At 70.7% G+C, this 17,369-nt stretch carries 14 protein-coding genes; 11 read left to right on the top strand and 3 right to left on the bottom strand.

The features are described from left to right. Positions 1 to 1,089, bottom strand: a 1,089-nt coding sequence (locus ABZE72_RS10175) for a PspC domain-containing protein (RefSeq protein ID WP_372728912.1), incomplete at its 3' end; no start/stop codon positions are given. A gap of 144 nt (positions 1,090 to 1,233) precedes the next feature. Between ABZE72_RS10175 and ABZE72_RS10170 the strand changes: the two genes are divergently transcribed. The 3 genes from ABZE72_RS10170 to ABZE72_RS10160 are packed head-to-tail and all read left to right on the top strand — an operon-like array spanning position 1,234 to position 3,990. Further along, the gene (locus ABZE72_RS10170) at positions 1,234 to 2,511 is read left to right on the top strand and encodes a PspC domain-containing protein (protein WP_372728911.1); all 1,278 of its coding nucleotides are present in this window, start codon (positions 1,234 to 1,236) and stop codon (positions 2,509 to 2,511) included. Next, on the top strand, positions 2,504 to 3,202 hold the full coding sequence (locus ABZE72_RS10165; protein ID WP_372728910.1) for a response regulator: 699 nt from the start codon (positions 2,504 to 2,506) through the stop codon (positions 3,200 to 3,202). Before ABZE72_RS10170 ends, ABZE72_RS10165 begins: the two co-directional genes overlap by 8 nt. A gap of 5 nt (positions 3,203 to 3,207) precedes the next feature. Further along, on the top strand, positions 3,208 to 3,990 hold the full coding sequence (locus tag ABZE72_RS10160; protein ID WP_372728909.1) for a DinB family protein: 783 nt from the start codon (positions 3,208 to 3,210) through the stop codon (positions 3,988 to 3,990). On the opposite strand, the gene ABZE72_RS10155 is transcribed toward ABZE72_RS10160, so the two are convergent. Beyond that, positions 3,980 to 5,074, bottom strand: coding sequence for a HoxN/HupN/NixA family nickel/cobalt transporter (locus ABZE72_RS10155; RefSeq protein ID WP_372728908.1), 1,095 nt, complete (start codon positions 5,072 to 5,074; stop codon positions 3,980 to 3,982). The two genes, ABZE72_RS10160 and ABZE72_RS10155, sit on opposite strands and share 11 nt — an antisense overlap. Positions 5,075 to 5,159: 85 nt before the next feature. Here ABZE72_RS10155 and ABZE72_RS10150 point away from each other — a divergent pair, with 85 nt between their 5' ends. The 5 genes from ABZE72_RS10150 to pcrA all read left to right on the top strand — a co-directional run bounded on the left by ABZE72_RS10150 (position 5,160) and on the right by pcrA (position 13,485). Then, the gene (locus tag ABZE72_RS10150) at positions 5,160 to 5,516 is read left to right on the top strand and encodes a hypothetical protein (protein WP_372728907.1); all 357 of its coding nucleotides are present in this window, start codon (positions 5,160 to 5,162) and stop codon (positions 5,514 to 5,516) included. Between the two features lie 146 nt (positions 5,517 to 5,662). Continuing rightward, complete coding sequence (locus ABZE72_RS10145; protein ID WP_372728906.1) at positions 5,663 to 7,159, top strand: aldehyde dehydrogenase family protein; 1,497 nt, start codon at positions 5,663 to 5,665, stop codon at positions 7,157 to 7,159. Further along, positions 7,152 to 8,906, top strand: a complete 1,755-nt coding sequence (gene betA / locus ABZE72_RS10140) for a choline dehydrogenase (RefSeq protein ID WP_372728905.1) — start codon at positions 7,152 to 7,154, stop codon at positions 8,904 to 8,906. Before ABZE72_RS10145 ends, betA begins: the two co-directional genes overlap by 8 nt. Next, positions 8,903 to 10,963, top strand: a complete 2,061-nt coding sequence (betT, locus tag ABZE72_RS10135; RefSeq protein ID WP_372728904.1) for a choline BCCT transporter BetT — start codon at positions 8,903 to 8,905, stop codon at positions 10,961 to 10,963. Before betA ends, betT begins: the two co-directional genes overlap by 4 nt. Positions 10,964 to 11,040: 77 nt before the next feature. Continuing rightward, a complete protein-coding gene (gene pcrA, locus ABZE72_RS10130; protein WP_372728903.1) occupies positions 11,041 to 13,485 on the top strand; it encodes a DNA helicase PcrA in 2,445 nt (814 codons plus the stop codon). 69 nt (positions 13,486 to 13,554) lie between these two features. Here the strand turns inward: pcrA and ABZE72_RS10125 are convergent, their stop codons facing one another. Beyond that, the gene (locus tag ABZE72_RS10125) at positions 13,555 to 14,463 is read right to left on the bottom strand and encodes a M23 family metallopeptidase (protein ID WP_372728902.1); all 909 of its coding nucleotides are present in this window, start codon (positions 14,461 to 14,463) and stop codon (positions 13,555 to 13,557) included. 165 nt (positions 14,464 to 14,628) lie between these two features. On the opposite strand from ABZE72_RS10125, the gene ABZE72_RS10120 reads away from it, so the two are divergent. From ABZE72_RS10120 to sucD, 3 genes are all read left to right on the top strand, one after another. After that, the gene (locus ABZE72_RS10120) at positions 14,629 to 15,000 is read left to right on the top strand and encodes a hypothetical protein (protein WP_372728901.1); all 372 of its coding nucleotides are present in this window, start codon (positions 14,629 to 14,631) and stop codon (positions 14,998 to 15,000) included. Between the two features lie 129 nt (positions 15,001 to 15,129). After that, a complete protein-coding gene (gene sucC / locus ABZE72_RS10115; RefSeq protein WP_372728900.1) occupies positions 15,130 to 16,296 on the top strand; it encodes an ADP-forming succinate--CoA ligase subunit beta in 1,167 nt (388 codons plus the stop codon). Positions 16,297 to 16,316: 20 nt separating this feature from the next. After that, entirely contained in the window at positions 16,317 to 17,225 is a 909-nt protein-coding gene (gene sucD / locus ABZE72_RS10110; protein ID WP_372728899.1) for a succinate--CoA ligase subunit alpha, read from the top strand. Positions 17,226 to 17,369: the final 144 nt, after the last annotated feature.

The following is a 17,369-nucleotide window of genomic DNA, read 5'->3' as shown; positions in this document are numbered from 1 at the left end:
GCCGAGCCGGTCCCGGGCGACCGCGACGTCGACGCCGTCGGAGGTCTCGCCGAAGAGCCGGATCTCCCCGGCACCCCGCACTCGGGCATCGACCCGGACGGTCCAGCCGCTGGGCACGACCACCGCCAGCCGGCCGGCGGTGCCGGTCAGGGTGATCGTGCGGCCGTCGAGCCCCTCGGGGTCGTCGACCCGGCTGAGGTCGAGCACCAGTTCGCCGGTGCTGAACTCGTACGACGAGGCGACCGAGGCCGGGCTCATCGGTGTCACCGTGAGCCGGGTGTTGTCCCAGCGGCCGACGGCGGAGGTGACCACCAGCGCGACCGTCAGCACCAGGCCGAGCAGGACCAGGCCGCCGGCTCGTCCGTAGAAGGCGCCCAGCACCAGCATCAGCGCGGTCAGCGCCAGCGCCAGCGCCGGGTAGCCGGCGTGCGGCACGGCAACGCCGGCCAGGTCGACCACGCCGAGGACGCCGATGCCGAGCGCGATCAGGGCCAGGGTGAACCAGAAGAGCAGCGGGCCGCGGTGTCGGTCGGTCACGGGGGGCGGGGCCGCGGCGTACGCCGTGCCCGTCGGGGCCACCGCTCGCGGACCGGCCGCGGTGCCGGGTGCGCGGCTCCGGTCGCGGCGGTTCAGCAGCAGCACGACCACCAGCGCGATGATCGCCAGCGGCCACGGGAACCAGAACGCACCCCAGGAGTCCCCCAGCAGCGCGAGCGCCGCCAGGACGCCCGCGATGATCACGGCGACCGAGCGGTTGGCGTCGTCGAGGCCGAGGGGCCGGTCGTCGGTGCCCTCGCGCGGCAGCAGCAGCCAGAGAGCGGCGTAGAGGATCAGTCCGGCGCCGCCGAAGAAGATCAGCACCACCAGGGTGACCCGCACGATCACCGGATCGATGTCCAGGTGTCGGGCGATCCCGCCGGCCACGCCGGCGATCCTCCGGTCGCTCACGGACCGGCGCAGCCGGGTCAGGTCGCGGATCTCGGCGGCGGTCCGACGGGGTCCCCGGTGGGGCGGGGGTTCGGTCGCGGTGTCCGGCTCGTTCCCGGGCGCCGGGGCGTTCGGCGGTGGCGGCGGCGGAGTGGAGGTCATGGGTCCAGCCTGACCGGATCCGGTCCGCGGCACCATCGGGGTCACCCCTGATCTTCGGGCCCGGGAGCCCGCTGGGGTCTCAGGGGTGGACCGGGGTCGCGATGCATGGTTCGGGGCCGTTCGCTGTGTGACGATGGTGCGGTCATGAGCACCCCCGTCCCCGCCGACGTCCGTCGGGCCGTCCGCGACACCCAGCAGCCGATCATCGGTGGCGTGGCGGGCGGGCTGGCCGACCACCTCCAGCTCCCGGTCGCCTGGGTCCGGGGCTTCTTCGTGGTCTCCGCGCTGCTCGGCGGGCTGGGCGTGATGCTCTACGCGGGGCTCTGGCTGTTCCTGCCCAGCAGTTCGCGGTTCGTGGTCGACGCGCCCGGCCTGGAGAGCGCGTCGCGTCGCGGTCTGCGACCGCGCCGCGAGCGCCGGTGGTCCGGGGTGAGCCCGGCCGTCGCCGTGGTGGCGCTCGGATTCGGGGTGGTGCTGCTGATCGAGGCGCTGCTGGGCCGCGGGGTCCTGTTCTGGCCGGTCCTGCTGGCCGTGGTCGGGGTGGCCCTGCTCTGGCGTCAGGCCGACGAGGCGCAGCGGGAGCGGTGGCGCGACACCTCGTCGAGGATCGACCCGGTGCGGATGGTCCTCGGCGACGGCGGCTGGGCGTCGTACGGACGGATCGCCGCGGGCGCCGTGCTGATCGTGCTGGCGTTCCTGCTGCTGGTGCTCAGCTCCGGCTCGGCGTCGATGGTCGGGGACCTGACCGCGGCCGGTCTGCTGGGGGTGCTCGGGATCGCGATCGTGCTCGGTCCGTGGATCTACCGGCTGGCCACCGACCTGACCGCGGAGCGCACCGAGCGGGTGCGCAGCCAGGAGCGCGCCGACGTCGCGGCCCACCTGCACGACTCCGTGCTGCAGACGCTCGCGCTGATCCAGAAGAACGCTGCCGACGCCTCGACCGTCGCCCGGCTGGCCCGCGCCCAGGAGCGCGACCTGCGGGCCTGGTTGTACGTCGGTGACTCCGCCGACGAGCGCTCGCTGGCCGGTGCGCTGCGCGCAGCCGCGGCGGCGGTCGAGGACGCCTACGGGATCTCGGTCGACGTGGTCACCGTGGGTGACTGCGAGCTGGACGACGCCGTACGTCCCCTCGTGGCGGCCGCGCGCGAGGCGCTGACCAATGCCGCCAAGCACGCCGGGGTCGACCGCGTCGACCTGTACGCCGAGGTGTCGCCGAGCGTGATCGAGACGTTCGTCCGCGACCGCGGCAGTGGCTTCGACCCCGACGGCACGGCACCGGACCGGCAGGGGATCAGGAGGAGCATCGTGGATCGGATGGATCGGCACGCCGGCAGCGCCCACGTGCGCTCCGAGCCCGGTGGCGGCACCGAGGTCCGCCTGGTCCTGCCCCGCCAGGCTCGTGAGGAGAAGTCCGATGACTGACGCGAACGACACCGGGTCGTCCGAGGCCTCGACCAGCGTCCGGGTCGTCGTGGTCGACGACCACGCGATGTTCCGGCGGGGCGTGCGCGCCGAGCTCGAAGCAGTCGGCTCCGGCCGGATCGACGTCCTCGCCGAGGCCGCCGACGTCGACGAGGCGCTGGCTGCGATCGCCGAACACCAGCCGGACGTCGTCCTGCTCGACGTGCACCTGCCCGGCGGCGGTGGTGTGGAGGTGATGCGTCGGCTGCCCCGGACGACCCCGGACGCGGCGCCGCCCCGCTTCCTCGCGCTGTCGGTCAGCGATGCCGCAGAGGACGTGATCGGCACGATCCGCGGGGGAGCGCGCGGCTACGTCACGAAGTCGATCACCGGCCCCGAGCTGGTCTCGGCGATCACCCGGGTGGCCGAGGGCGACGCGGTCTTCTCGCCGCGGTTGGCCGGGTTCGTGCTCGATGCCTTCGCAGGCTCGATCGAGGTCGCTGCCGTCGACGAGGACCTGGACCGCCTCACCGAGCGGGAGCGGGAGGTGATGCGGCTGATCGCCCGGGGCTACGCCTACAAGGAGGTGGCCAAGGAGCTGTTCATCTCGATCAAGACCGTGGAGACCCACATGTCGAGCGTGCTCCGCAAGCTGCAGCTCTCCTCGCGCCACGAACTGACCCGGTGGGCCTCGGACCGACGCCTGCTCTGACTCCGGTGGCCGAGGGGCTGGACCGGACCGGCGTCGACGGTGACGATGGGGCGATGACGACGTACTCGGGTGTCGACGACTTCGAAGGCGCGACCTTCGTCCGGACGAGCTTCAAGGGCGCCACGCTGCGCTTCTCCGACGTCAGCGGGGTGACGATGCGCGGTGTCGACGTGGCCGGGCTCGACATCGACAGCCACGACCTCTTCTTCGCAAGCCTGGTCGTCAACGGGGTCGACGTGGTGCCGCTGGTCGATGCCGAGCTCAACCGGCAGTTCCCGGGACGCGAACTGCAGAGGGCGCAGACCCCCGAAGGGCTGCAGGAGGGATGGATCGCCGTCCAGGACGCCTGGCGCACGACGGTGGCCGACACGCCGCCCGAGCTGGTGGACGCCCACGTCGAGGACGAGTGGTCCCTGGCCCAGACGCTGCGACACCTGGTCCTGGCGACGGATGCGTGGCTGCGGGGCGCCGTCCTCCGGGTGGAGCAGCCCTTTCACGAGATCGGTCAGATCTTCACCGGTGCCGAGGAGATGGGTTTCGACGTGTCGGGCTTCCGGGCCGACCCGCCGGCCTGGTCCGAGATCCTCACGGTGCGCGCCGAGCGCCAGCAGCTGGTCACCGACTTCCTGGCGACGGCCACGCCGGAGCTGCTCGCCGAGCCGCGCGAGAACCCGTGGGGCGGGGATGACTGGCGGCCGACCGTCGGCGACTGCCTGCGCGTGATCCTGGAGGAGGAGTGGGCGCACCTGCGCTACACCCGACGGGATCTCGCGCGGCTCAGCGACTGAGGTGCGCGCTCCAGCGTTCGTCGATCCGGCCGACCTTCCAGATCGTCACCGAGACCGCCCAGGTGACGACGAAGAGCGCCACCACGAGGTAGCCCATGTAGGCGAGGTCGATCTCCGCGATCGCCCCCAGGGGACCGGTGGTGATGCCGGACTTCTCGGCGAGCAGTCCGATCAGCTCGATCCCGCCGATCAGCAGGGCAACCGCGACCGAGAGCGCGGTGATCGTGATGTTGTAGTAGATCTTGCGCACCGGGCGGGTGAAGGCCCAGCCGTAGGCGACGTTCATGAAGGCGCCGTCGAGGGTGTCCAGCAGCGACATCCCGGCGGCGAAGAGCACCGGCAGCGTCAGCACCGCCCACCACGGCAGGCTGGCCGCGACGGCGCCGCCGGCGATCACCAGCAGCCCGATCTCGGAGACGGTGTCGAAGCCGAGGCCGAACAGGAAGCCGGTGGGGTACATGTGCCACGGCTTGCGGACCGCCCGGGTGACCCGGCCGAGGATCCGGTTCAGGAAACCCCGGTTGTTGAGCTGCCGGTCGAGTTCGCTCTCGTCGTACTGGCCGGTGCGCATCTCGCGGAAGACCTGGACGATGCCGATCAGGGCCACCAGGTTGATCAGGCCGATCAGGATCAGGAAGACGCCGCTGATCGAGGTGCCCCAGACGCCGGTGACCGCCTTCAGGCTCGACCCCTCGTCGGCGATCCCGCTGGTCAGGAACTGGACGCCGACCGCGACCCCGAGGACCATCACGAAGACCACCGACGAGTGACCGAGGCTGAACCAGAAGCCGACGCTCATCGGACGCTGGCCGTCGGCCATCAACTTGCGGGTGACGTTGTCGATCGCGGCGATGTGGTCGATGTCGAAGGCGTGACGCATGCCCAGGGTGTAGGCCGTGAGGCCCAGCCCGACGCCGAGCACGGCGCCGCCGACCTCGTACTCGTGCGGGGCGATGACCCCGATCAGCATCCCCCAGCCCAGCACGTGCAGGAAGAGGACGAACCCCAACGTGCGCACCAGGCTCCGCTTCTCGTCGACGGAGAGCGCGCGCCGAGCCGGCCGGTCGATCGTGGTGGGGGTCACCCGGGAAGGGTAGGCGCGCGCAGTTCCCAATTGCAAACAATGTGCAACAAGCGTGCTCGGGGCCACGCCCCTCTACGATGCCGCCATGGAGACCTTGCGCCACGTGCTGCTGATCGTCCACCTGCTCGGCTTCGCCGCACTCTTCGGAGGTCTGGTGGTGCAGTCCCGGGTGTCGGAGAAGGTCGTGAACGCCGCGATGCGCGACGGGATCGGGACCGCCTTCGTGGTCGGGCTGCTGCTCGTCGGCGTCCTCGAGGCCGGTGACGGCCCGGTCGACCACACGAAGGTCGGGGTGAAGTTCGCCATCGGCCTGGTGATCCTGATCCTGGTGATGGCCAACGCCCGCAAGGAGCGGATCCCGCAGGGCCTGTGGGCCGGGCTGCTCGCGCTGACGATCGCGAACACCGCCATCGCCGTGCTCTGGTCCGCGGTCCACGTCTGAGCCCCTCCCCGGACTGTCCGGCCCGCTCGTCGACGGGGCGGATCGTCAAAGTTTTCACTTCATCGAGTTAAGGGCTGCCCCTTCTGGGTAGGGGCTTGAGCACGCTTCCCTGTGCCCCCTTCACCCCCGAGAAGTGAGGACCATCCATGAACGACCTGTTCATCGACGGGAAATGGCGGCAGGCGTCCGACGGCGCCACCCGTGAGATCCGCTGCCCTGCGGACGGCCGTCATGTCGCCACCGTCAGCGAAGCCACGGCCGAGGACGCCCTTGCCGCCGTGCTCGCAGCCCGCAGTGCCTTCGACAACGGCCCCTGGCCGCGCACCCCCGCCCCGGAGCGGGCCGCGCTGCTGCGCCGGGTGGCCGACCGGTTGGAGGCGGAGAAGGAGGACGTCGCCCGGCTGGAGGCGCTCGACACCGGCAAGCGGATGGTCGAGGCGCGGATCGACGTCGACGACATCGTCTCGGTCTTCCGGCACTTCGCCGACCTGGCCCAGGCCGATGCCGGCCGGATCGTCGATGCCGGCCAACCCGACATCGTCAGTCGCGTGGTGCACGAACCGATCGGTGTCTGCACCCTGATCACGCCGTGGAACTTCCCGCTGCTGCAGACCTCCTGGAAGGTCGCCCCGGCCCTGGCCGCCGGCAACTCCTTCGTGCTCAAGCCGAGCGAGCTCACTCCCTCCACGGCGATCTGGCTCTGCCGCACGCTCGCCGAGGAGGGGCTCCCGGACGGCGTGGCCAACCTCGTCCTCGGGGCGGGGGACCGGGTCGGTCCGACCCTGACCGAGGCGCCCGAGGTCGACCTGGTCTCCTTCACCGGTGGCCTGGTGACCGGACGCCGGGTGATGGCTGCGGCCGCCCCCACGGTGAAGAAGGTCGCGCTCGAGCTGGGCGGGAAGAACCCCAACATCGTCTTCGCCGACGCCGACCTCGAGACCGCCCTCGACATGGCACTCACCGCTATCTTCCTCGACTCGGGTCAGGTCTGCTCGGCCGGTTCGCGGCTGATCCTGGAGGAGTCGATCCACGACGAGTTCGTCGACGAGCTGGTCAGGCGCGCCGGCCGGATCCGGCTCGGCGGACCCTTCGACGAGGACGCCGAGACCGGTCCGCTGATCAGCGCCGAACACCGCGAGAAGGTCGAGGCGTACGTCGCCGCCGGACTCGCCGAGGGTGCCGTGCTCCGGGTGGGCGGCGCCCGCCCCGAGGGCGAGGCCTACGACGACGGCTACTACTACCTGCCCACGATCCTGGACCGCTGCGACGCCGACATGTCGTGTGTGCAGGAGGAGTCCTTCGGGCCGGTCCTGACGGTGGAGACCTTCACCGGCGAGGACCGGCTGGCCGCCGAGCAGGCGGCGGTCTCGCTGGCCAACGACACCATCTACGGCCTCGCCGGTGCCGTGTGGACCCGGGACGCCGGCCGCGCCGAGCGGGTCGCCGCCCGCCTGCGCCACGGCACGATCTGGATCAACGACTACCACCCCTACGTGGCCCAGGCCGAGTGGGGCGGCTACAAGCAGAGCGGCATCGGACGAGAGCTCGGGCTCGCCGGTCTGGCGGAGTACCGCGAGACCAAGCACATCTGGCACCACACCCGGCCCGCCCCTCAGGGCTGGTTCCCCCGGAAGGATGCGTGAGCACATGGTGAACCACTTCGACTACGTGATCGTCGGCGGCGGGTCGGCCGGCTCCGCGATCGCCAACCGGCTCTCGGCCGACCCGGGCACCAGCGTGCTGGTCCTGGAGGCCGGACGCTCCGACACCAAGCTCGACCCCTTCATCCACATGCCGGCGGCGCTGCCGTACCCGATCGGCAACCGCTTCTACGACTGGAAGTACGAGTCCGAGCCCGAGCCGCACATGGGTGGTCGCCGGGTCTACCACGCCCGTGGCAAGGTGCTCGGGGGCTCCTCCAGCATCAACGGGATGATCTTCCAGCGCGGCAACCCGCTCGACTACGAGCGCTGGGCGCGGGAGCCGGGCATGGAGCACTGGGACTACGCGCACTGCCTGCCGTACTTCAAGCGGATGGAGACCACCACCGCCGGCGCGGACGCCTGGCGGGGGGGCTCGGGCCCGCTCGTACTGGAGCGCGGACCGGCCGACTCCCCGCTGTTCGGGGCCTTCTTCGAGGCCGTGCAGCAGGCCGGCCACCCGCTCACCGACGACGTCAACGGCTACCGGCAGGAGGGGTTCGCGAAGTTCGACCGCAACGTCCACCGCGGTCGCCGCCTCTCCGCCAGCCAGGCCTACCTGGCCCCGGTCCGCTCCCGGAAGAACCTGACCATCCGCACGCTCGCCCACGTGACCGGGTTGCGGATGCAGGGCAACCGGGTGACCGGCGTCGACTACGTGCGCGGACGCGCCCGGCGTTCGGTCTCCGCCCGTGAGGTCATCCTCTGCGGCGGAGCGATCAACTCCCCGCAGCTGCTCCAGCTCGCCGGCATCGGCGAGGCGTCGTTCCTGCAGGGCCTCGGCATCGACGTGGTCGCGGACCTGCCCGGGGTGGGCGCGAACATGCAGGACCACCTCGAGGTCTACATCCAGCACGCCTCCAAGCAGCCGGTCTCGATCGCTCCCTGGCTCAAGCACCGGCACAAGCCGCGGATCGGCGCCGAGTGGCTCTTCGGGCGCCGCGGGGTGGGTGCCTCCAACCACTTCGAGGCGGGCGGCTTCATCCGCAGCAACGACGAGGTGGAGTACCCCAACCTGATGTTCCACTTCCTGCCGATCGCGATCCGGTACGACGGCAGCCAGCCGGCGGCCGAGCACGGCTACCAGGTGCACATCGGGCCGATGTACTCCGACGTCCGCGGCACCCTGAAGATCAAGAGCCGCGACCCGTTCGAGCACCCGGCCCTGCAGTTCAACTACCTCTCCACCGAACGGGACCGCCAGGAGTGGATCGAGATGGTCCGCGCCGCCCGCCACATCCTCGAGCAGCCGGCATTCGCGGCGTTCTCCGACGGCGAGATCTCGCCCGGACCCACGGTCGAGACCGACCAGGAGATCCTGGACTGGGTCGCCAAGGACGCGGAGACCGCACTGCACCCCTCCTGCACGGCCAAGATGGGCACCGACCCCGAGAGCGTGGTGGACCCGAACTCGATGCGCGTGCACGGGGTGGAGGGCCTGCGGGTCGTGGACGCCTCGGTGATGCCGTTCGTCACCAACGGCAACATCTACGCACCGGTGATGATGCTCGCCGAGAAGGCGGCCGACCTGATCGCCGGCAACGAACCCCTGGCCCCGCTCGACGTTCCGTTCTACCGCCACGGTGCGGGGATGCCGCTCTACCCCGAGGGCGACCCGCGCAACGACGCCGTCCCGGGCACGGTGCGGGGCAGCAACCAGCCCGCCGGCACCATGGGAGGCCGCCGATGAGCTCCGAGACGCACACCCCGCCCAGCAGTCATCAGGTGAGCCCCGACGGGCCGAGCAGCAGGATCAACCTGCCGGTCTTCGTCCCGGCCGCCGTGATGACGATCGCGGTCACCCTGTGGTGCGTGGTCTTCCCGACGCAGGCCTACAACACCCTGGAGAGCGTCGTGGGGTGGGTCTCGACCTGGTTCGGCTGGTACTACATCGCCCTGACCACGGCGGTGCTGGTCTTCGTGATCTTCCTCGGCTTCTCCCGCTTCGGGTCGGTGAAGCTCGGCCCGGAGCACAGCACCCCGGAATTCTCCACCGGGGCCTGGGCGGCGATGCTCTTCGCGGCGGGGATCGGCACCGACCTGATGTTCTACGCCGTCTACGAGCCGGTCACGCAGTACCTGACCCCGCCCTCGACCCAGGGAGAGACGGTCGAGGCGGCCCGCGAGGCCACCGTGTGGACGCTGTTCCACTACGGCATCTCCGGGTGGGGCATGTACGCGCTGATGGGCATGGCGCTGGCCTACTTCGCCTACCGGATGAACCTGCCGCTCGCGGTCCGCTCCGCCCTCTTCCCGCTGATCGGTCGCCGGGTCGACGGCCCGATCGGCCACACGGTCGACACCGCCGCCGTCCTGGGCACGATCTTCGGCGTCGCGACGTCGCTGGGCATCGGCGTGGTCAGCCTCAACGTCGGCCTCAACGTGGTCTTCGGGGTCCCGCAGGGCCTCGCGGTGCAGAGCGCCCTGATCATCCTGGCCGTGCTGATCGCGACGGTCTCGGCGATCAGCGGCATCAACAAGGGCATCAAGCGGATCTCCCAGCTCAACGTGCTGCTGGCGATCCTGCTCGCCGTCTACGTCCTGGTCACCGGTCGTACGGCGTACCTGCTGAACGCAGCCGTGCTCAACATCGGCGACTACGCCCGGCTCTTCCCCGACATGACGATGCAGACCTTCGCCTACGAGGACACCGGCACCTGGTTGAGCTTCTGGACCCTCTTCTTCTGGGCCTGGTGGATCGCCTGGGCGGCGTTCGTCGGCCTCTTCCTGGCGCGGATCTCGCGCGGTCGCACGATCAAGCAGTTCGTGGCCGGGACGATGATCATCCCGTTCAGCTACATCCTGATGTGGATCGCGATCTTCGGGAACGCGGCCATCGACGAGATCCGGGCCGGGAACACCGAGTTCACCAAGATCGCGTCCGAGGCCGTGGACCCCTCCGACGGTCTCTGGGCGCTGCTGCAGCAGTACCCGGCCTTCCCGGTAGTTGCCTCGCTCGCGATCCTGGTCGGGCTGCTCTTCTACGTCACCTCCGCCGACTCCGGCGCCCTGGTGATGGCGAACCTCTCCTCGCGACTGCGCACGCCGAACGACGACGCCACCTCGGGGCTGCGGATCTTCTGGGCGATCGCCACCGGGTCGCTGACCCTGGCGATCCTGGCCGCGGGCAACATCTTCGCGCTCCAGTACGCGACGGTGATCATCGGTCTGCCGTTCGCCTTCGTGATGATCGCGGTGATGTGGGGGCTGTACAAGGCGCTCTCCCTGGAGGCCCACCTGATCGAGAGTCGGCAGGGGTCGCTGCCCGGCGCGCTGTCGGGACGCAGCTCCGCACCGGACGGGCGACCGCACGTGCCGTGGCAGGCCCGGATGCGCCGGGTGATGACGTTCCCCACGCGGGCCAAGGTCGACGACTTCGTCGCATCCGTGGTCACCCCGGCGCTGGAGGAGGTCGCCCGCGAGCTCAACGAGCAGGGTGTCGACGCCGAGCTCGACAAGGAACTCGACGAGCACGGGGAGTCCGCGATCGTGCTCACTGCCGACGTCGGCACCGAGCAGCACGCGTTCTGCTACAAGGTCCAGCAGCGCACGCTGCCGATTCCGGCGTACGGCGGCTGGGCGCCACGGGGCAACGACGTCTACTCGCGGCTCGAGGTGCACCTGCGCGACGGCGGGCAGGGCTACGACGTGATGGGCTACACGCACACCCAGCTCATCGACGACGTGCTCGACCAGTACGAGCGCCACCTGGAGTTCCTCCGCCTGGCCGACGGCGCCAGCAGCTGACAGGCCCCCCGGGAGAGCCGCCGCCCCCGTCTCCGATCGTGGGGCCGGGGGTGGCGGCACGTAGGGTTGGGGACGAGATGAGCACCCCCTTCCCGATCCCCGGCCTCGAGCACCTGACCGCCTCCGAGGAGTCCCGCGCGCCCCGCCCCGGACCCTCCCGCGAGGTGCTGCTCGAAGGCCTCAACGAGCCCCAGCGCGCCGCCGTGGTGCACGAGGGTGCGCCGCTGCTGGTGGTGGCCGGGGCCGGCTCGGGCAAGACCCGGGTGCTCACCCGACGGATCTCCTGGCTGATCCAGGAGCGTCGGGCCCACCCCGGCTCGATCCTCGCGATCACCTTCACCAACAAGGCCGCGGCCGAGATGAAGGAGCGGGTCGAGGAGCTGGTGGGCCGGCGGGCCCGGATCATGTGGGTCTCCACGTTCCACTCCGCCTGCGTGCGGATCCTGCGCAAGGAGATCGACAAACTCGGCTACAGGTCGAACTTCTCGATCTACGACGCCGCCGACCAGAAGCGGCTGATGAGCCTGGTCTGCAAGGACCTGGACCTCGACCCCAAGCGCTACCAGCCGAACGCCGTCCTGCACTGGGTGAGCAACCACAAGAACGAGCTGCGTGACGCGGCCGAGGCGTCCGGCGACACCCACAACTCACTGGAGGAGAGCTACGCCGCCGCGTACACGCTCTACCAGCGTCGTCTGCGCGAGGCGAACGCCCTCGACTTCGACGACATCATCATGCTCACCGTGCACCTCCTGCAGACCTTCCCCGAGGTGCGCGAGACCTACCGTCGGCGCTTCCGGCACGTCCTCGTCGACGAGTACCAGGACACCAACCATGCCCAGTACGCGCTGATCCAGCAGCTGTGTGCGCCCGTGCTGGAGGACCCGCTGCTCGCCGGCGAGGCCGCCGAGCGGGCAGCGGAGCGGGTGCCGCCGGCCGAGCTGATGGTGGTCGGCGACGCCGACCAGTCCATCTACGCCTTCCGCGGTGCCAACATCCGCAACATCCTCGACTTCGAGCAGGACTTCCCGGACGCCACCTCGATCCTGCTCGAGCAGAACTACCGCTCCACCCAGACCATCCTCACGGCCGCCAACTCCGTGATCGGCCACAACAAGAGCCGCAAGCCCAAACGGCTCTGGTCGGACTCCGGCGACGGCGAGCGGATCGTGGGCTACGTCGCCGACGACGAGCGCGACGAGGCCCGGTTCGTCTCCGAGGAGATCGACAAGCTCACCGACGCGGGCTCCCTGCGCCCGGCCGACGTGGCGGTCTTCTACCGGACCAACGCCCAGTCCCGGGTCTTCGAGGAGGTCTTCATCCGGGTCGGGATGCCCTACAAGGTCGTCGGCGGCGTCCGGTTCTACGAGCGCCGCGAGGTGCGCGACGCGCTGGCCTACCTGCGCCTGCTCGCGAACCCGGCCGACCAGGTCTCCCTGCGCCGGATCCTGAACACTCCCAAGCGCGGCATCGGGGACCGGGCGGTCGCCTGTGTCCAGGCGCTCTCCGAGCGCGAACGGATCACCTTCTGGGAGGCGTTGCGCCGGGCCGAGGACGCGCCCGGTCTGGCCACCCGCTCGTTGAGTGCGATCCGTGGTTTCGTGGCGATGATCGAGGAGCTCCAGTCGATGGTCGACGGCGGCGAGCGGGCCGACGTCATCCTGGAGTCGGTGCTGGCGCGCTCGGGCTACGTCGCTGAGCTCGAGGCCTCCGACGACCCGCAGGACGAGACCCGGGTGGAGAACCTGGCCGAGCTCGTCGCGGTCGCCCGCGAGTTCTCCGACGACCCGGTGGCCGGCCCCTCCGCGGACCCGGCCGACGTGGACGCCGGGACCGTGGCCCCGGGGCTCGGGGACTTCCTGGAGCGGGTCGCCCTGGTCGCCGACACCGACCAGATCCCCGATGCCGAGGACGGCGACGCGGGCGTCGTCACGCTGATGACCCTGCACACCGCCAAGGGGTTGGAGTTCCCGGTCGTCTTCCTGACCGGCCTGGAGGACGGCGTCTTCCCACATGCGCGCTCCCTGGGCGACCAGCCCGAGCTGGAGGAGGAGCGCCGGCTCGCCTACGTCGGGGTGACCCGGGCCCGGGAGCGGCTCTACGTCTCCCGCGCCGTGGTCCGCTCCGCGTGGGGTGCTCCCGCGCACAACCCGGGCTCACGCTTCCTCGACGAGCTGCCGGTCGACCTGGTCGACTGGCGCCGTACCGAGGCTGCGCAGACCAGCTGGGGCCGACCCGACCTCAGCCGTGGCGGGTCCGGCTCCGGGATGGGAGTGCCGACCGCGGCCGGTCGGCGGAACTTCTCCTCGGCCGCCCTGCGCGCGGATGCGGCGGCGAAGGCCAAGCCGGCCCGTGAGATCCCGTCGCTGGAGCCCGGCGACCGCGTGGTGCACGACTCGTTCGGGCTCGGCACGGTGGTGTCGCTGGAGGGAGTCGCGGACAAGACGGTCGCGTCGATCGACTTCGGCTCCGACGGCGTGAAGCGGCTGCTGCTGCGCTACGCGCCGGTCGAGAAGCTCTAGTCGTCCCGAGCCGGCGTCGCCGGGGCCTGTGCGGGCTGCCCGGGGGAGTGTGGGAGGTCGGTCAGCCGGTCAGGGCGTGATGCCGTGGTAGGCCAGCGCCGTGTACGGGTTCACCGGGTCGCCGCCACCGGGACGGACCTCGAGGTGCAGGTGCGGGCCGGTCACGTTGCCGGTGGAGCCGACGTACCCGATCAGGTCGCCGGCGCGGACCTGCTGGCCCACGGAGACGGCGAACGACGTCTGGTGTGCGTACCAGAGCTCGGTGCCGTCCTCGAGCGTCAGCACGGTCTTGTTGCCGTAGGCGCCGTCGTACCCGGCGGAGGTGATCACGCCGTTCGCGATGGCCACCAGCGGAGTGCCGCTGGGCGCCGCGAAGTCCAGACCGGTGTGGTACGACGACCACAGGCCGTACTCACCGAAGGTGGCGGTCAGGCGGTAGCCGGAGATCGGCAGCACCCACTGGTTGGCGGCGATCTTCCTGGCCTGGACCTCGGCCTGAGCGGCGAACTTGGCCAACGTGGTGTTGCGCTGCTCGGCCTGCTTCTCGGCCTTGGCCATCAGCTTGTCGCCCACGGGAGCATCGCGACGCGCGTCTCGGCTCACCGCCGGCCGGCGGGCCGCCAGCAGATTGACGCTGGCCACGTCGCTGGCGCCGGTCAGGGCGCTGGCCTGGCTGGTCGGGGAGCTGCTCGTGGGCACCAGGCCGGCGTCGGCGGCCGAGACGGCACCGCCGGTCGAGATGGCCAGGGCGGCGACGCCGAGCAGGATCGGTGCGGAGGGGAGTCCGCGGAAGAGTGCGCTCCGGCTGCCGGAGTGGCGGCGAGCCCGGCGGCCGGGCTCCTTGACCGCCTTGCGGCGGCCCGCTGCGGCCGTCGGCTCGATCACGGTCTCCGAGGGTCCACGGCTGTGGCCGTGGCGCTGCGCTCGGTGGTTGCCCATGAAGGAGTCTCCGTCGATCGGGGGGGTGAGACGATCCACGACTGTAACGGAAAGGTCACGCTCGCGGAAACTGAACGGGAACATCGTGTCGCACCCCACAGTTCGAAAGTGTGTCGGGGTGGGTATCGGCGGCCGCCCGGGTCCGACTTGAGTGATCGTGGCGGGCCTCACACGCCACGCGGCGACGGTCGGTAGCCTGCGGTCATGAGCATGGACCGGTTCCGGGTCGTCGTCGCGTTCCCGGCCGACGAAGCCGCGGACGAAGCAGCCGGGGCTGCCGGCGGGGCCGGCGGCGGCACCTCCGGTTCCGCGGACGCTGCCCTGGTCCGTAGCCTGCGCGACGCCGGACACGAGGTGGTGCAGGTGCGGGCCCCGGGAGCCGAGCAGCTGGCGGCGACCGCGGTCCAGGAGGACGTCGACCTCGTGGTGGTGCGCCGCGGCCCCGCCACGTCGGGGGAGTACGACGCGCGCCTGCGGGCCGCGCTCGACGGCGCCGACGCGACCGACGTGGCCGTCCTGACCCTCGGCGCCGACGAACCGGCCCGCCTGGTCCTCGAGCACCTCCACGCCCACTGACGGGCTATGGGCTGCGTCACGTCGGGCCGTCCCGTCTCGTCCCGGACGGTCGATCGGGTCTAGGGTGCCCGGGAGATACGTGCGGTCGCACTTCCCGACCGGCAGCTTCGATGAGGACTGGGTGGATCAGTGGATCTGATGGAATTCCAGGCGAAGGAACTCTTCGCCAAGCATGACGTGCCGGGTGCTCCGGGCATCGTCGCAACGACCCCCGCCGAGGCGCGGGCCGCAGCTGAGAAGCTCGGCGTCTGCGTCGTCAAGGCACAGGTCAAGGCAGGCGGTCGCGGCAAGGCCGGCGGCGTCAAGCTCGCCAAGACCCCCGACGAGGCCGAGGCCCACGCCACGGCCATCCTCGGGATGGAGATCAAGGGCCTGACGGTCCACCGGGTGCTGATCGCCCCGGCCGCGAGCATCGAGGAGGAGTACTACTTCTCGTTCATGCTCGACCGTGCGAACCGTCAGTACCTCTGCATCGCCAGCGTCGAGGGCGGTGTGGAGATCGAGGAGGTCGCCAAGACCAACCCCGACGCCGTCAAGCAGATCGCCATCGACCCGGGCACCGGTGTCGACGAGGCGAAGGCCCGCGCGATCGTCGCCGAGGCCGGCTTCCCCGAGGCGCTGACCGACCAGGCCGTGCAGACCGTGCTGGCCCTGTGGAAGGTCTTCATCGAGGAGGACGCGACCCTGGTCGAGGTCAACCCGCTGGCCCGTCTGGCCGGTGACAAGCTCGAGGCGCTCGACGGCAAGGTCTCGCTCGACGAGAACGCCGAGTTCCGGCACGCCGACCACGCCGCGTTCGAGGACAAGGAGGCCGCGGACCCGCTGGAGGCCAAGGCCAAGGCGAAGGGCCTCAACTACGTGAAGCTCGACGGTGCCGTCGGCATCATCGGCAACGGCGCGGGGCTCGTGATGAGCACGCTCGACGTCGTCGCGTACGCCGGTGAGGCGCACGGTGGGGTCAAGCCCGCCAACTTCCTGGACATCGGTGGCGGCGCCTCGGCGCAGGTCATGGCCGACGGCCTTGACGTGATCCTGAACGACGAGCAGGTCAAGAGCGTGTTCGTGAACGTCTTCGGTGGCATCACCTCCTGCGACGCCGTGGCCAACGGCATCGTCGGTGCCCTCGAGATCCTGGGCGACGAGGCCAGCAAGCCGCTGGTCGTCCGCCTCGACGGCAACAACGTCGAGGAGGGCCGCCGCATCCTGGACGAGGCCAACCACCCGCTGGTGACGCTGGTCGACACCATGGACGGAGCGGCCGACAAGGCCGCCGAGCTCGCGCACGCCGCGAACTGACTGAAGGACTGAGCGAGACTGTGTCTATCTACCTGAACAAAGAATCCAAGGTCATCGTCCAGGGCATCACCGGCGGCGAGGGCACCAAGCACACCGCCCTGATGCTCAAGGCCGGTACCCAGGTCGTCGGAGGTGTCAACGCCCGCAAGGCCGGCACCACCGTGACCCACACCGACGCCGACGGCAACAGCATCGAGCTGCCCGTCTTCGGCTCCGTCAAGGAGGCGATGGCCGAGACCGGCGCCGACGTCTCGGTCGCCTTCGTGCCGCCGGCGTTCACCAAGGACGCCTGCTTCGAGGCCATCGACGCCGGCATCGGCCTGCTCGTGGTGATCACCGAGGGCGTGCCCGTGCAGGACACCGCCGAGGTCTGGGCGCACCTGCAGAGCGAGGCCAACCACGCGGACACCCGCATGATCGGCCCGAACTGCCCCGGCATCATCACCCCCGGTGAGGCGCTGGCCGGCATCACGCCCGCGACCATCGCGGGCAAGGGCCCGGTCGGTCTGGTGTCGAAGTCGGGCACGCTGACCTACCAGATGATGTTCGAGCTGCGAGACTTCGGCTTCTCGACCGCCATCGGCATCGGCGGCGACCCGATCGTCGGGACCACCCACATCGACGCCCTGGCGGCGTTCGAGGCGGACCCCGAGACCAAGGCGATCGTGATGATCGGCGAGATCGGTGGCGACGCCGAGGAGCGGGCTGCGGCGTACATCCAGGAGCACGTGACGAAGCCGGTCGTCGGCTATGTCGCGGGCTTCACCGCCCCGGAGGGCAAGACGATGGGCCACGCCGGCGCGATCGTGTCGGGCTCCTCCGGCACGGCGCAGGCGAAGAAGGAGGCCCTGGAGGCCGCCGGTGTGAAGGTCGGCAAGACGCCGTCCGAGACTGCGGCGCTGATGCGGGAGATCCTGCAGAACCTCTGAGTCCCGCTGCGGCGGGCTCGACTGACGAAGGAGGGCCCCGGCACCTGAGTGCCGGGGCCCTCCTTCGTCGTTCTCGGGGGTGTCGCTCGGGGGTCGCTCGGGGGTCGCTCGGGGTGGGTTCTCGGGCGTGCTTACCGGGGTTTG

Origin of the sequence: Nocardioides sp., from assembly GCF_041600255.1 — a bacterium.
Lineage (GTDB): Bacteria > Actinomycetota > Actinomycetes > Propionibacteriales > Nocardioidaceae > Nocardioides.
The sequence above is the reverse complement of the archived record's forward strand: the minus strand, read 5'-3'. Positions and strand labels throughout refer to the sequence as shown.